This is a genomic window from Pseudomonas graminis (assembly GCF_900111735.1).
GTDB lineage: Bacteria > Pseudomonadota > Gammaproteobacteria > Pseudomonadales > Pseudomonadaceae > Aquipseudomonas > Aquipseudomonas graminis.
The window spans coordinates 71,190-85,905 of sequence record NZ_FOHW01000008.1 but is presented as its reverse complement, the minus strand read 5'-3'; the positions used below and the strand labels follow the sequence as shown (position 1 = coordinate 85,905).

The window sequence follows — 14,716 nt, the reverse complement described above, 5'->3', positions numbered from 1 at the left end:
ACCTGTAGGAGCGCGCTTGCCCGCGAAGGCGGTGTGTCAGGTGGCATATTCGGCGACAGGATGAATGCTTTCGCGGGCAAGCGCGCTCCTACACAATTCTTCATATGACGCTGGTCTTCCGTCGAACCGAGGACCAGCCTCCTCAGCCCATGACTTCGCTCAACGGAATGAAATTGAGCAAATCGCCCTCCGCCACCGTTGTGCCTTCCACAATCTCGATCAGCCCGTCGGCCCAGGCGGCGCTGCGCAGCACACCGGAACTCTGGTTGCGGTAGGCAACCAGCCGGCCCTGTTCAAGGCGTCCGCGCAGGTATTCGCGCCGGGTCCCCGGTTTGGTCCAGGTAAATGCGGCCGGCACCTTGAACTGCAGCGGCTTGACGGCCTGCACGCCCATGCGTCTGAGCAGATAAGGACGGGCAAGCAACGCGAAGGTCACCAGCGTCGAAGCCGGATTGCCCGGAAGGCCGATCACCGGCACGCCACGGAAATGGCCGAAGGTCAGTGGCTTGCCGGGTTTGATCGCCAGTTTCCACAGCGCAATCTCGCCCTCTTCCTTCAGCGCGTGACCGAGAAAATCCGCCTCGCCGACGGACACGCCGCCGGTGGAGAGGATCAGGTCGACGTCGTTCAGGCTGCCCAGCGCCGCGCGGGTTTTCTCAAGGTTGTCGGGAAGGATGCCGGCATCGACCACTTCGCAGCCCAGCCGCGTCAGCCAGCTGCACAGCAACACGCGATTGCTGTTGTAGATCTGCCCCGGGCCCAGCGGCTGCCCCGGCTCGATCAACTCATCGCCCGTGGAGAGTACGGCAACCCGGGCGCGACGCATGACCTGCACGTGGCCCAAACCCATGCTCGCCGCCAGACCCAGTTCAATCGGGTTCATGACCGTGCCAGCGTCCAGCACCTTGTCTCCGACCGTGGTCTCCTGCCCTTTCGGGCGAATGTTCTGGCCGGCGCTCAACGGTTCGAGAAAGCGCACTGTCGCGTCGGCCTGGACTTCGGCGTTCTCCTGCATCTCGACGCAGTCAGCCCCTTCCGGTACTGGCGCGCCGGTGAATATCCGCGCGCAGGTGCCGGGCTGCAGTGGCTCGGGCGCGTGCCCGGCGAAGATCCGCTGGCTCACCGGCAACGGCTCGCCGGTCCAGTCCGCCACGCGCATGGCGTAGCCGTCCATGGCGCTGTTGGGCCACGGCGGCAAATCCAGCGTCGAGACCAGATCTTGCGCCAGCACGCGGCCCAGGGCATCGGCCAGCGCCACGGTTTCACGCTCGGTGATCGGCGCGGAGGCGGCGAGGTCCATCAATCGCTGCATGGCCTCTTCGACCGGCATCAGGCGACTCTTTTCAGGTGCGCTCATCATGGCTCACCCGCGCGTCGCGCAGGGTTCAGCCTTCTTCAGGTGCGGCACGAAATTGCACGGGCGAAAGCTATTGTTCAACTGGTCAGCAAGAATGCCGTCCCAGCCGGTGCGCACCGCGTTGGTCGAACCCGGCAGGCAGCACACCAGCGTGCCGTTGGCCAGACCGGCAAGGGCGCGGGACTGAATGGTCGAGGTGCCGATGTCGGGCAGGGAAATCTGGCGGAACAGCTCGCCAAAACCGTCCACCTGTTTGTCCAGCAGGCAGGCCACGGCCTCCGGGGTGCTGTCGCGGCCGGTGAAGCCGGTGCCGCCGGTAATGAGCACCACTTGCACTTCATCATCGGCGATCCAGGTCGCCACCTGGGCGCGGATCTTGTAAAGGTCATCCTTGAGCAGCACGCGCTCGATCAGGCCGTGACCGGCGGTGGTCAGGCGGTCGACGAACATCTGGCCGGAGGTGTCGGTTTCAAAAGTACGGGTGTCACTGACCGTCAGAACAGCGATGTTCAGGGGTACGAAAGGCGAGTCAGCCTTGGCTTTCATGATGAGGTCCGGTTGAAGAGGAAACAGGGCGGTGTTATATCACAGCACCTGTTTTTTTCCCCGCCAACCGAGCTGATCATGACCCCTTCCGATGCCCTCCCGCCCTGCTCTATCCTGCTGCTCGCCGGCGGCCAGGGTCGGCGCATGGGCGGCCGAGACAAAGGGCTGATTGCCTGGCGCGACAAGCCTTTTATCGAGCATTTGCATGGGTTGGTGCGCCCGCTCACCGATGATCTGATCGTTTCGTGCAACCGCAACCGCGAGCAATACGCGCGCTACGCCGACAAACTGGTCGAGGATGAACAACAGGATTTTCCAGGCCCCTACGCGGGCATTCGCGCAGGCCTTGCCGTGGCAAAACACGGCTACCTGCTGGTCATCCCCTGTGACATGCCGCTGCTGGATCGCGCGCTGCTCGATGGCCTGCGCCAGACCGCTGCTGAAAACCCCGGCGCGCCGGTGATGGTTCGTCAGGGTGAACAGTGGGAGCCGCTGTTATGTTGTATTCCCACTCGTCACGCGAGTGTCTTCGAACAGCACTGGCAGCAGGGCCAGCGCAGCCCGCGCCGAACTCTGGCAGAATTGCGCGCCGTCGGCCTGCAGTGCGAAGCCGACGACCCGCGTCTGGCCAACCTCAACACCCCTGACTTATTGACCGAGATCATGCCCTGAGTGCAGCGGGCAGGTTTCATGGAACTTTGCCGGTACACTCTGCGTCACACACATCACTAAACAAAATCCCGGAGACACAGCAATGAAACAACGGACTCTTCCTGCCGCCTTCCTGCTTGCATTGAGCCTCGCCTCGCTGGCCGGTTGCTCTTCGCCAACGGTGATCACGCTGAACGACGGCCGTGAAATCCAGGCAACCGACGAGCCGAAATACGACGAAGAGTCGGGCTTCTACGAGTTCAAACAGCTGGACGGTAAAGAAACCCGCATCAACAAAGATCAGGTTCGTACCGTTAAAGAACTGTGATACCGGCTTGATCGCGAGGGTTTGAAAAGCCCGCCGCCGAAAGCAAAAAGACCCGCCAATCGAGCGGGTCTTTTTTTGTCTGGAGTTACCGGGTCGGACAGCGAAAGTCCGCGTGTTACCAGTCCAGCGTGATCCGGCTTTCGAACACCCGCTCCTGTCCGGTCACCGGGTCAATAAAGCGCAACCACTGAGCCAGCAATTTGAGCGGATGGGCGTAGTCGTCCACGGCGTCCTTGAGCACGTCAGGGTAGAACGGGTCGTTGCAGATGCCGGCGCCAAGGGCGGCCATGTGAACGCGCAACTGATGTTTTTTGCCGGTCACCGGATACAGCGCGTAACGCCATAGCCCGCCATTCTTCTCGCTGACTTCCACGCGAGTTTCCGTGTTGCCCGGTCCCTCGCCCTCCTGCATGCGAAAGAACGGTTCGCCATCCACCAGACGGCTTTTGTGCACGCGTGGAAACGCCACGTCCGGGAGCGCAGGCGCAATCGCCTCATAGCGCTTTTCAATCTGCCGGGTTGGAAACAGCGCCTGATAGGCCGACCGGGTCTGCTTGTTGGCCGAGAACAGCACCAGTCCCGCCGTGTGCCGGTCAATGCGATGCAAGGGCACCAGATCGGGATTGTCGAGGGTGCGAATCAGTCGCCGCAGCAGGGTCTGCTCGACGTACTCTCCCGCAGGGGTAACGGGCAGAAAATGCGGCTTGTCGGCGACCACCAGATGCTCGTCGGCATACAGGATCGACTCCTGCACCGGGATCGGCGTCTCGTTGGGCACTTCGCGAAAGTAGTGGATACGCAGGCCTTCGCGGTACGCAAGGTCCGCTGCGATCGGCTGGCCGTCGCCGTCGAGGACCTTGCCCCGCGCGATCCGGTCCAGCCACTGCTCGCGGCTGATGGCACTGAAGCGCTCGCACAGGCAATCGAGCACTGTCTGCCAAGGCCCTGGCGGCAGATACAGCGTGCTGGCTTGACGATGAGCGGCGGTAAACACAGGTGCGGACATAAACGGCTCAGACTGAAATGACGAAGGCGGCAATGGGGGCATTATCAACGCCGACGAATCTTTGCGCGACATGGCAAATGACGGTTTCGCCGGAAGGCTCTAGCCTGGGCGCTTCAGATGTGCGCGACGTTATGCCGCACGGAAAACCGGCGCCAGTTGTCTGACAACCACTCGGCGGCGCTGGATGCGCAAAATGATTTGTCCTAAAATGTTTCGAAATCGGCACGCAGGCGCGAATCCGAGCAGACACGAAAACCGTCGTGACTGAAATCGAAAACGCCTGTCAGACCTGAAACTCATAAAAAGAAAGCCCGTCATCGACGGGCTTTTTTCGTTTTCAGCGTTTGTATCCCACGTTGAGTGCCACTGCGCAACGTGCTGCCAAACCCACAGATTTCTTTTCGCAACTTTTGAGGTTACGCACATGCTGGTTCAATTCCTCCAATGGATCAAACGTCTCTCCACCGGGACTTCATCGCAGAACGATGAAAACTACTCGCAGTCCTTTTCCAACGAAGATCACGACGTGGGCCGCTGGACGTTCATGTCGGTGTTCATCATGCTGACCCTGAGCCTGTACATCGTAGCGGGCCTGGGCTACTACGCCAAAGTGCACGTCTGGGACGACATGACTGAGGCGCAGAAAGCCGCCGTCGCTCAAGCCATGGTGGTCGACACGCAATATCTCTGAGGCCAACGCCGACGCGCGGGCTCGCGCCCTCACCGCCCACGCGTCAGTCGCTCAGAAACAACACAACCTGATCGGTGTCGAACGGCCAGTCCAGTTCGGCACCGGTGTCCGCCCGCCTCAGCACGGGAATCCGCAGGCCATAGGTTTCGTGGTGCGCCTCGCTTTCGGCAATATCGACCAGCTCCACCATCAAGCCGTGCTCCACCAGCGGCATCAGTTCGGCTTCGGCCACCTCGCACAAGTGACACCCCAAGGTTCCAAACAGCTGACATTCCGATGGCATGGCTCGGCCCCTCTGTGGCGGCGATTCCAAGGGTTGGATGTGCAAGTTTAGGTCGGGCCTGACAGAGCGTCGAGTGCCCATGCCATCGTTCCCGCTGGCCCTGACCTGCCCAGTGTGGAGCGCGGGGTCAGCGTGTGCACCGATAAGGCGCAGAACCAGGCAGAAACCGCTTCAGGCGAAACGACTGCCTGTTCACGCGATTGGAATGAACCTTCAGGAATGCGCCATACTCGAAACCCCATATCGTCATCCCCTAAGGAGAAAACCATGGCTCGACCTACAGCAGAAAAAGCCCAGGACATATTGATGTCTGACTTCCAGACGCTGGTTGCCGATACGGAAAAACTGCTGGCGCACACGGCCTCTCTGGCAGGTGAACAGGCCGATGAACTGCGTGAGCAGATTCGCGAAAGCCTGCTCCGTGCACGCGAAACCCTGAAATTGACCGAAGAAACCCTGCGCGCACGCGGCAAGGAAGCGGTCATCGTCACCGAGGACTATGTTCAGAACAACCCATGGCAATCGGTAGGGATCGCGGCTGGCGTCGGCTTCCTGCTGGGTCTGCTGGCCACCCGGCGCTAACGGCCATGACGCAGCCGACAGGTCCAAACGGGACCGATCAATCCTCTTCGCCGCGGCGGCTGGGTGCGGCTTTTCTGGGCCTGTTGCACACTCATGTCGAGCTGTTCGGCATCGAGCTTCAGGAACAGAAAGCCCGTACGGTCAGCTTGCTGTTGTTCGCAGGTCTGGCGCTGGTTTTCGCGCTGTTGCTGCTCATCGGCCTGTCCGCGCTGCTGCTGGTGCTCGTGTGGGACACCTATCGCCTCTACGGGATCGTCGGCCTGTGCGGGTTCTACACCCTGGCGGCGTTGTTCTGCGCAATGCGGCTGAAGGCGGCCGTTTTCGATGAGTCTTCACCCTTCCATTCGACGCTGGAAGAACTGGCCAACGACCGCGAGCGACTGATGCCATGAGCGCACCTCAATTGCCCCAGACCCACAACCGTCGCGAGCTGCGCAAAGCGTTGATCCGCTTGCGCATGGAGATGCACCGTCAGGAGATCCGTCAGGAATCCTCGCGATTGATGCATCCCCTGCAACGCATGCGCGGCATGGCCTACGACCTCCCCGGCTCTCTCGGTATCAAGCATGGGCCGCTGTGGGGCGTCGGGGCCGTCACCCTGCTCGGCTTTCTTACCGGCAAAGGCACACGCAGCAAAAAGACCGGCAGCGTCACCCGCCTTATCAAGTTCAGTGCAACCGTTTTGCCATTGATCAAAATGGCCCTGCAGAACTCGTCCCGCCGTCGCTAAAAGCCTTCTGGCTGCATTCTTGCTAAGCAACCCCGCCTTGCCCGATACGCGTATCGGGTGAGGCGAAGGTGCTTGTCAGACGAGGACACTCAGCCAATCCGTCAGCAAACGCCGCTCCAATCAATCGCCACTAAGGAGGCTCCGTGTTCGATGGGCAACCGCTCGCCTGTTTTCAGCCGTTCATCGACACCGCGACCGGGCGCATCGCCGGCATTGAGGCGCTGGGCCGCCTTCGTCAGGCGGACGGCAGCCTGCAATCGGTGGGTCCGCTGTTTACGGACCCACGGCGCCCGGCGGTGCAACTGCGTCGGCTGGATCGGCAGGTTCGCGACAATGCGCTGAGCCGTTTTCACGAGGCGCCGAGTGACTGGTTCCTCAGCCTGAACATCTCCCCGCGCTGGATCAGTCGCCTGCGCCCCGAAGAATCGCCGCCCAGCCTCAAACAGCTGCAGACGTACGGCATTCCCGCAGACCGGATCGTCTTCGAGATCACTGAATTAAGCGGCGACGGCCAGCGCCTGAATGAGGTGGTGGCCCGCTACCGCGACGCTGGCGCGCGCATCGCCATCGATGATTTCGGCGCCGGTTATTCGCACCTGGATCGGGTGCTGGCGTTGCAACCCGACATCCTCAAGCTCGACATGCGGCTGTTTCAGGCCGCCGCGCGGGGCGGCCCGAGCAGCGATGTGGTCAAGGCCCTGGCGCAGATGGCGGAGAAAACCGGCTGCTGGATCATCGCCGAAGGCGTCGAAACCGAAGCCGAACTGGACTTCGCCCTCGAGTGCGGCTCGCGCTACGTTCAGGGCTATCTGTTCGCTCCGGGGCAGCTGGATTTCTTCGAGGCCGATGCGTTCGTCGACCGCTTCGCTGCCCTGCGTGATCGCTATGTGATAAAGAAAGTCGCCGATCGCGAACGGCTGATGATCCTGCGCAAGCAACTCACTCAATTGATGGCAGGGTTGCAGCGCTGGGCCGAGGGCAACGCGTCGCAGGGGGATTTACCCCAGGTCACGGAATTCCCCTGGTTGCTGCGTTTTTACCAGTGCGACCGCCACGGCACGCAACTCACGCCCAATCTGGAATGGCGCAACGGCGCATGGACCGCGGACGCCCGGTATCTGGGCCATAACTGGTCCTGGCGGCCCTACTTCTATCACCTGCTCGCCGAGGGCTGGCACGAGCGGCGCCTGACGCTGTCGAGCACCTACCGCGACGCGACCAGCAATCAGTATTGCCTGACAGCCGGGCAGTTTTTCGACAACGGCGAGCGCCTGTTGCTGATCGATGTCGACGCGGCCGGGTTTTGATGACGTCTCCAGCCCCGTGTCAGCGATCTTGTGCTTGCAGCGTGCGGGTCGAACCGGGAAGCTAGCGCGGTAATCACCCGACGGAGTACCGGCCTTGGATTGGCAAACCCTGCTCACCCGCGAGCGCCTTGGCAAGACCCTGCACAGCCCTGAGGAACTGGGGCGCAGTCCGTTCCACAAGGACCACGACCGAATCATTTTCTCCGGCGCCTTTCGCCGTCTCGGCCGCAAGACCCAGGTTCACCCGGTCACCAGCAACGACCATATTCACACGCGCCTGACCCATTCGCTGGAGGTCAGCTGCGTCGGCCGCTCGCTGGGCATGCGCGTCGGCGAAACCCTGCGCAGCGCCCTGCCCGACTGGTGCGATCCCAGCGATCTGGGCATGGTCGTGCAATCAGCCTGCCTGGCCCACGACATCGGCAACCCGCCATTCGGCCACTCTGGCGAGGATGCCATTCGCAACTGGTTCAAACAGGCGGCCGGCCGCGGCTGGCTCGACGCGATGAGCGAAGTCGAGCGCAATGACTTTCTCAATTTCGAAGGCAACGCCCAAGGCTTTCGCGTCCTGACTCAGCTGGAATATCACCAGTTCGAGGGCGGCACGCGGCTGACCTATGCGACCCTCGGCACCTACCTGAAATACCCGTGGACGGCGCGTCATGCCGACTCGCTGGGCTACAAGAAACACAAGTTCGGCTGCTACCAGAGCGAGCTGCCGATCCTCGAGCAAATCGCCGGCAAGCTCGGTCTGCCGCAGATCGAGGACCAACGCTGGGCGCGGCATCCGCTGGTGTACCTGATGGAGGCGGCCGACGACATCTGCTACGCGCTGATCGATCTCGAAGACGGCCTGGAAATGGAGTTGCTCACCTACGACGAAGTGGAGTCCCTGCTGCTGGGGCTGGTGGGCGATGATCTGCCGGAAACCTATCGCCAGTTGGGCCCCAATGACTCGCGGCGTCGCAAGCTGGCGATTCTGCGGGGCAAGGCCATCGAGCACCTGACCAACGCCGCCGCCCGCGCTTTCGTCGAACAGCAGGACGCGTTGCTGGCCGGCACGCTGCACGGCGACCTGGTCGAACACATGCACGGGCCGGCCAAGCGCTGCGTACTCAATGCCAAGGACATGGCGCGCAAGAAGATCTTTCAGGACAAGCGCAAGACGCTGCACGAAATCGGCGCCTACACCACGCTGGAAATCCTGCTGAATGCCTTCTGCGGCGCGGCGCTGGAGCAGTTCGGCGGACATGAGCCGTCGTTCAAAAGCCGGCGCATTCTCGATTTGCTGGGCAATAACGCGCCTGACCCGAGCTGGCCGCTGCACACGTCCTTTCTCAGGGTCATCGATTTCATCGCCGGCATGACCGACAGCTACGCCAGCGAAATGGCCCGTGAGATGACGGGGCACTCCAGCCCCGTCTAGCGGCCCCTTTAGCCGTGGCGCCTGTCGCGGACGCTTGCGAAAGCCCGAATACGAACCGGTATTCGGGCTTTTCTCATTAGGGCTTCAGGAAATCCAACAGCAACTTCGGATATTTCCTACGCAACCGTCGGAATGCCCTTATCGCTGGTCGTACATCCCTGCCGAATAATCCGCGCCATCCCGAGCCTTGGGACAACCGGACCCATTACCTTCCGAAGACACCGCCCGCCTGCGAGTACGCCGCCCGCCCGCCGTCAAGCGGTCGCGCTCACTCCCCCTACGTCTGGAACCGCCGATGTTCACTAAAGATTTCAGAATCCTGCTGGTAGAGGATCATCCGTTTCAGCTGATCGCCTTGCAGATCCTGCTGAACAACCATGGCCTGTACCGCGTCACGCCAGCGCTCAATGCCAGCGAAGCACTCGGCGCCATGGAACGCAGCACCGAGCCCTATGACCTGCTGCTGTGTGACCAGCGTCTGCCGGGCATGTGCGGCCTGGAGCTGATAAAGGCGGCGAACCAGCGCGGGTTGATCCAGCGCGCCGTACTGCTCAGCGGCCTGGACGCGGATCCGCTGGCGACCCTTGAGTCCGAAGCCAGGGCGATGGGCCTGCCACTGCTGGGTTGCCTGAGCAAACCGCTCAACACTCTGGAGCTGATCAGCCTGCTGTCGGCGCCCGCATAATTTGGCCTGAATGCCGGTCTGTCCCGGGTATGAACCCGCACCGACTCAGGCTGCTACCGAGTCCGTATTTCCGATGTGCCGTTGATACCGTTGAACAGATGCCTTTAAACAGGCAGCTACAGTTTTGCGAATACGTAGGGTTATTCCGATTCGAAATAAACGCGCGTTTTGAAATTCACTTTAATCAACGCTAAACGCTGTTACGTATTAAACATTCATGACCGCCGCGTGCATCCATGTACGCCTATACGCTTATTTCTGTAGGAACATTCCTATATAGCGATTCGGGCATGATCTCTTTATGTGCACCTTGAACATCTGGGATAAGGTGCGCGCTTTCTTGCCACCCGTTATGGATTGATCATGAATTCTATTTTTATTATCGACGACCACCCGGTCATACGAATGGCCATACGTATGCTTCTGGAAAACGAAAATTACGAGGTGGTCGGAGAGACCGATAACGGCGTCGACGCCATGCAGATGGTCCGTGAGTGCATGCCCGACCTCATCATCCTCGACATCAGCATCCCCAAGCTGGACGGGCTCGAAGTCCTCGCCCGCTTCAACGCCATGAACCTGCCCTCGAAGATTCTCGTACTGACCGCTCAGGCGCCGAGCCTGTTCGCCATTCGATGCATGCAGTCGGGCGCCTCGGGTTATGTGTGCAAGCAGGAAGACCTCAGCGAACTTGTCAGCTCGGTCAAAGCGGTATTATCCGGCTACAATTACTTTCCCAGTCAGGCCCTTGCCGCATCGATCAAAAAAGAGGGTGACCCGAACGAGCTTGAGCGCTTCAAACTCGTCAATGACCGTGAACTGATGGTGTTACAACTGTTTGCCCAAGGGCGAACAAACAAGGAAATCGCCAAAGGCATGTTCCTGAGCAACAAAACGGTCAGCACTTACAAAACCCGATTGATGCAAAAACTCAAGGCCAAGACTCTGGTAGAACTTATCGAGATGGCAAAACGCAATTCGTTAGTGTGAGAGACAGGATGCCAAAGGGGTTAAAGGACTATTGGATAGCGGCCGTGATGGTCTGCCTTGGCTTCGATACCCAGGCAGATCCCCAGGCGCCGGAACGCTACACCTTGCTGAGCCGTTCCAACCCTGCGCACATGGATGTGACGCTGGAGCGCGCCCAGTGGCAATGGGTGCGCAACAAGCGCGAACTGGTGGTCGGCACCTCCGCGCCGGACTATCCGCCTTTCGACATGACCCTGACCGGGCACGACTACGAAGGCTTCACCGCCGATTACATCGGCATTCTCGGACGCGTGCTCGACCTGCCGGTCAAGGTACTGCGCTTCACCAGCCGCGACGAGGCGGTTCAGGCGCTGAGCAACGGCGAAATCGACCTGCTGGGCAGCGCCAACGGTTATGAGGCGGCGTCGCCCGGGATCGTGCTGTCCACGCCCTACGCCGTGGATCAGCCCGTCCTGGTGACCCGCGCCGGGGAGGCCCGCCCCTTGAAAGGCGACCTCAACGGTTTGCGCCTGAGCATGGCTTATCACTACCTGCCGCCCGACGTAATCGCCGCCCTTTATCCCAAGGCGCGCTTGCAGACCTTCCCGTCCTTCCAGAGTGCGATCAACGCCGTGGCCTTCAATCAGGCCGACGTGTTCCTGGGCGATACGATTTCCACCCACTACGTGATCAACAAGGGCTATCTGAACAACGTGCAGATGGCCAATTTCGGCAAGCACGAAGCGAACGGTTTCAGCTTCGCCGTGGAGGCGTCCAACCCGATGATGCTGGACATCGTCAACCGGGTGCTCAAGGGTATTCCGGTGGAAGAGCGCATTGCCATTTCCAAGCGCTGGGGCGCCGGCAGCGACCTGATGCTCACCGATCAGAAGCTGCAACTCAATCTGCGAGAAGAACGCTGGATCGCCCAGCACCCGACCGTTCGCGTAGTGTTCAACGAGGCCTATGCGCCGCTCACGTTCTTCGATGCCGCCGGCAATTTCAGCGGCGTCACCGCCGACTTGCTCGAACTCATCCGCCTGCGCACCGGGCTCACCTTCAAGGTCAGCCATGCCGCCAGCATGAACGACATGACCAACCAGCTAAGCCAGGGCCAGGCCGACCTGATCGGCGCGATGATTCCCAGCGAAGAGCGCCAGAACCGCTTCAATTTCAGCCGGCCCTACATGGATAACGTGTTCGTGCTGGTCACGCGCAAGGAAACCTCGGCGCCCTCCAATCTCGATCAACTGGACGGCAAGCGGGTGGCGCTGGCCCTCAGCAGCCCGATCCTGCCCTTCCTGAGCGACCAGCACCCGGGCATCTATCCGGTTGAGGTCGACAACCCGGCGCAAGCGTTGGACATGCTCGCCCACGGCCGGGCGGAGGGCGCCATCACTTCGCTGTTCAGCGCCAGTTATTTCCTGTCCTCGCGGGCGTTGAACGACACCTTGCAGATGCGCGTGACCGTCGGGCAGGAGCCGGCGCGCATTGCCATGGCCACGTCCCGCAACGCCACCGAGCTGACCTCGATTCTGGACAAGGCGCTGTCGAGCATTGCCCCGGAAGACCTCGCCGCGATCAACAATCGCTGGCGCACTTATACGCCGCCGACCAGCGGCGCGTGGCACGATTATGAGCTGTTGATCTATCAGATCATCGGCGGTGCAAGCCTGCTGCTGCTGGGCTCACTGGCCTGGAATGCCTGGATGCGCCGGCAGATCAAACAGCGCGAACGAGCCGAGCGGGCGCTCAACGACCAGTTCGAATTCATGAGCGCGCTGGTCAACGGCACCCCTCATCCCATCTATGTCCGCGACCGCGACGGCCTGCTGAAAATGTGCAACGAAAGCTACCTCGCCGCCTTCGTCGCGCGGCGCGAGGACGTGATCGGCAAAAGTATTCTTGACGGCATTTTAAGTAATACCGAAGAGGCTCTTGGCTACGTCGAGGACTACAAGCGTGTCATGGCCGAGGACGAGCCGCTGATTCTCGACCGCTCGCTGCACATCGGCGGCCGCGAGCTGACGATTTACCACTGGATCCTGCCGTTCCGCGACTCCCTCGGCAAAGTGCAGGGCATCATCGGCGGCTGGATCGACATCAGCGAACGGCGGCAGTTGATCGAGCAGCTGCAGACGGCGAAGGAGCTGGCAGACGATGCCAATCGCGCAAAAAGTACCTTTCTGGCAACCATGAGCCACGAGATACGGACGCCGATGAACGCAGTGATCGGCATGCTCGAGCTGGCTCTGAAACGTGCCGACCATGGACATCTGGACCGTCCGGCCATCGAAGTGGCCTACAGTTCGGCGAAGGATTTGCTGGAGCTGATCGGCGATATCCTCGACATCGCGCGCATCGAGTCGGGCCGTCTGAGCCTGAGCCCCGAGCGCGCCAATCTGCGGCAGCTGGTCGAGTCCGTGGTGCGGGTGTTCGACGGCCTGGCCCGGCAAAAAAGTCTCACCCTGGCGCTGGATCTGGACCCGCGGACCAACACGGACGTGCTGATCGACCCGCTGCGCTTCAAGCAGATCCTTTCCAATCTCATCAGCAACGCCATCAAATTCACCGAAATGGGCCAGGTGAAGATCAGCCTGCAGACCGAAGCCGGCCGCAGCCCCCAGCAGATGCGCGTGCAAGTGGTGATTCACGACAGTGGCATCGGCATCACCGAACAGGACCAGCAGCGGCTGTTTGCGCCCTTCGCCCAGGTGGACCAGTCAGGGCAACTGGCGCGAACCGGCGCGGGCCTTGGTCTGGTGATCTGTCGCAGCCTGTGCGAAATGATGGGCGGAAACCTGACGTTGAGCAGCCGTCCCGGGGATGGTACGCGGATCGAGATGACCTTCGAGTTCACCACCCTTGAGCCGCTGGATGCGAAACACATCGCCCGTGAAGCGGCCCCCCACGCCGCAGGTCAGCTGCACATCCTGATCGTCGATGACCACCCGGCGAACCGCCTGCTGCTGTTCGAGCAACTGTGTTTTCTCGGGCATCGCTGCGACATGGCGATGCAGGGCGCAGAAGCCCTGGAGCGCTGGCGTGCCGAGGGTTTCGATCTCGTGATCGCCGACTGCAACATGCCGGTGATGAACGGATATGACCTTACGCGGGCCATCCGTCATCTGGAGCAAAGCGAGTCACGTCCGCGCTGCACCGTTCTGGGCTACACCGCCAATGCACAGCCTGAGGAAAAGCAACGCTGCCGTGATGCCGGCATGGACGACTGCCTGTTCAAACCCATCAGCCTGACGGCGCTGAACGACCGCTTGAGCAAGGTCCTGCCGCTGCCGGTGCTCCCCGCCGTGCACGTTCAGCCGCCGCAGGTCGTGTTCGACCCGCAAACCATCGAAGCGCTGACCGGTGGCAGGGCCGACATGAACGAGCGCCTGCTCGATCAGCTCATCGCCAGCATTCGTCACGACCGCGCCGAGCTCAACGCGACCCGGCTCCCGGAACAGCTGAAAGACATCGGCCACAAGGTGCGCGGCGCCGCGAACATCATTGCTGCGAGCGCGGTCATCCAAGGCTGCGAAGCGCTGGAGGCGGCCTGCGAGGCCGAAGCGCGGGAGGCCATTGTCAGCGAGCGGCAGGCGGCACTGGATGTGGCGATGGAAGCACTGGAGCGGGCGTTGGTGACTCATCGCGGGAAAACGCCCGCGTCACAGGCAGGGCCGCTGCCATGAAGCTGATTGCCATGGGCGCTGCTGATTTTCAGGCCTTTGCTGCCCGTTCGGTGGCAGGGTATGCCCGGGACATTGCTCGCACCTACGGACTGCCTGAACCGCTGGCCTTGAAAAGCGCCAGCGCTGACTTCGATGAACTGTTGGAGGACGGCCTGGAAACCGAGGGGCATTGGTTCTACTGCTTATGTACAGACAAAGACGTTGAAGTGGGCAGCCTGTGGCTAGGCGTCGTGGAGGACCCGCCGTTGCCGGCCAAGCTGTTCGTCTACGACCTGGAGATTCATCAGCCCTTCAGACGTCAGGGCCTGGGCAGGCAGGCACTGAATGCCGTCGAAGCGTGGGCCCTCGATCGCGGCATTCGGCGTCTGGAGCTGAACGTGTTTGCTGACAACCATGAGGCGCGAAAGCTCTACGAAACGTCGGGGATGGCTGTCAGTGAAATGACCATGGGCAAGGATTTATAGCC

The 14,716-nt window shown here is 61.3% G+C and carries 16 protein-coding genes; 12 read left to right on the top strand and 4 right to left on the bottom strand.

Features of this window, described 5'->3' with window-relative positions; genetic code table 11:
* Positions 1–142 precede the first annotated feature (142 nt).
* Both BMY98_RS08430 and moaB read right to left on the bottom strand, forming a co-directional pair.
* Complete coding sequence (locus BMY98_RS08430; protein ID WP_139214453.1) at positions 143–1,357, bottom strand: molybdopterin molybdotransferase MoeA; 1,215 nt, start codon at positions 1,355–1,357, stop codon at positions 143–145.
* 6 nt (positions 1,358–1,363) lie between these two features.
* Positions 1,364–1,903 carry a molybdenum cofactor biosynthesis protein B gene (gene moaB, locus BMY98_RS08425; RefSeq protein WP_065991499.1) on the bottom strand — a complete coding sequence of 180 codons (540 nt, stop codon included), beginning with the start codon at positions 1,901–1,903 and terminating at the stop codon, positions 1,364–1,366.
* 78 nt (positions 1,904–1,981) lie between these two features.
* Between moaB and mobA the strand changes: the two genes are divergently transcribed.
* Both mobA and BMY98_RS08415 read left to right on the top strand, forming a co-directional pair.
* Positions 1,982–2,575 (top strand): molybdenum cofactor guanylyltransferase MobA, encoded by a 594-nt coding sequence (gene mobA / locus BMY98_RS08420; protein WP_074887301.1) that lies wholly within the window; start codon positions 1,982–1,984, stop codon positions 2,573–2,575.
* A gap of 82 nt (positions 2,576–2,657) precedes the next feature.
* Positions 2,658–2,882 (top strand): YgdI/YgdR family lipoprotein, encoded by a 225-nt coding sequence (locus tag BMY98_RS08415; protein WP_074887297.1) that lies wholly within the window; start codon positions 2,658–2,660, stop codon positions 2,880–2,882.
* Between the two features lie 115 nt (positions 2,883–2,997).
* On the opposite strand, the gene BMY98_RS08410 is transcribed toward BMY98_RS08415, so the two are convergent.
* On the bottom strand, positions 2,998–3,888 hold the full coding sequence (locus BMY98_RS08410; RefSeq protein WP_074887294.1) for an RluA family pseudouridine synthase: 891 nt from the start codon (positions 3,886–3,888) through the stop codon (positions 2,998–3,000).
* A gap of 424 nt (positions 3,889–4,312) precedes the next feature.
* Here BMY98_RS08410 and BMY98_RS08405 point away from each other — a divergent pair, with 424 nt between their 5' ends.
* Positions 4,313–4,579, top strand: coding sequence for a hypothetical protein (locus BMY98_RS08405; protein ID WP_074887291.1), 267 nt, complete (start codon positions 4,313–4,315; stop codon positions 4,577–4,579).
* Positions 4,580–4,622: 43 nt separating this feature from the next.
* Here BMY98_RS08405 and BMY98_RS08400 read toward each other — a convergent pair whose 3' ends face one another.
* Positions 4,623–4,862 carry a glutaredoxin family protein gene (locus BMY98_RS08400; protein ID WP_074887288.1) on the bottom strand — a complete coding sequence of 80 codons (240 nt, stop codon included), beginning with the start codon at positions 4,860–4,862 and terminating at the stop codon, positions 4,623–4,625.
* Between the two features lie 267 nt (positions 4,863–5,129).
* On the opposite strand from BMY98_RS08400, the gene BMY98_RS08395 reads away from it, so the two are divergent.
* The 9 genes from BMY98_RS08395 to BMY98_RS08355 all read left to right on the top strand — a co-directional run bounded on the left by BMY98_RS08395 (position 5,130) and on the right by BMY98_RS08355 (position 14,714).
* A complete protein-coding gene (locus BMY98_RS08395) occupies positions 5,130–5,444 on the top strand; it encodes an ElaB/YgaM/YqjD family protein (protein ID WP_065991492.1) in 315 nt (104 codons plus the stop codon).
* A 5-nt stretch (positions 5,445–5,449) separates the two neighbouring features.
* A complete protein-coding gene (locus BMY98_RS08390; RefSeq protein ID WP_074887286.1) occupies positions 5,450–5,836 on the top strand; it encodes a phage holin family protein in 387 nt (128 codons plus the stop codon).
* Positions 5,833–6,174, top strand: coding sequence for a hypothetical protein (locus tag BMY98_RS08385; protein ID WP_074887283.1), 342 nt, complete (start codon positions 5,833–5,835; stop codon positions 6,172–6,174). Before BMY98_RS08390 ends, BMY98_RS08385 begins: the two co-directional genes overlap by 4 nt.
* A 143-nt stretch (positions 6,175–6,317) precedes the next feature.
* Positions 6,318–7,481, top strand: a complete 1,164-nt coding sequence (locus BMY98_RS08380; protein WP_074887281.1) for an EAL domain-containing protein — start codon at positions 6,318–6,320, stop codon at positions 7,479–7,481.
* Positions 7,482–7,575: 94 nt separating this feature from the next.
* Positions 7,576–8,907 (top strand): deoxyguanosinetriphosphate triphosphohydrolase, encoded by a 1,332-nt coding sequence (locus BMY98_RS08375; protein ID WP_074887279.1) that lies wholly within the window; start codon positions 7,576–7,578, stop codon positions 8,905–8,907.
* A gap of 295 nt (positions 8,908–9,202) precedes the next feature.
* Entirely contained in the window at positions 9,203–9,592 is a 390-nt protein-coding gene (locus tag BMY98_RS08370) for a response regulator (protein ID WP_074887276.1), read from the top strand.
* Positions 9,593–9,955: 363 nt separating this feature from the next.
* Positions 9,956–10,582 (top strand): response regulator transcription factor, encoded by a 627-nt coding sequence (locus BMY98_RS08365; RefSeq protein ID WP_065991486.1) that lies wholly within the window; start codon positions 9,956–9,958, stop codon positions 10,580–10,582.
* An 8-nt stretch (positions 10,583–10,590) separates the two neighbouring features.
* Positions 10,591–14,250, top strand: a complete 3,660-nt coding sequence (locus BMY98_RS08360) for a transporter substrate-binding domain-containing protein (RefSeq protein ID WP_074887273.1) — start codon at positions 10,591–10,593, stop codon at positions 14,248–14,250.
* Entirely contained in the window at positions 14,247–14,714 is a 468-nt protein-coding gene (locus BMY98_RS08355; protein WP_074887270.1) for a GNAT family N-acetyltransferase, read from the top strand. Before BMY98_RS08360 ends, BMY98_RS08355 begins: the two co-directional genes overlap by 4 nt.
* Positions 14,715–14,716 lie beyond the last annotated feature (2 nt).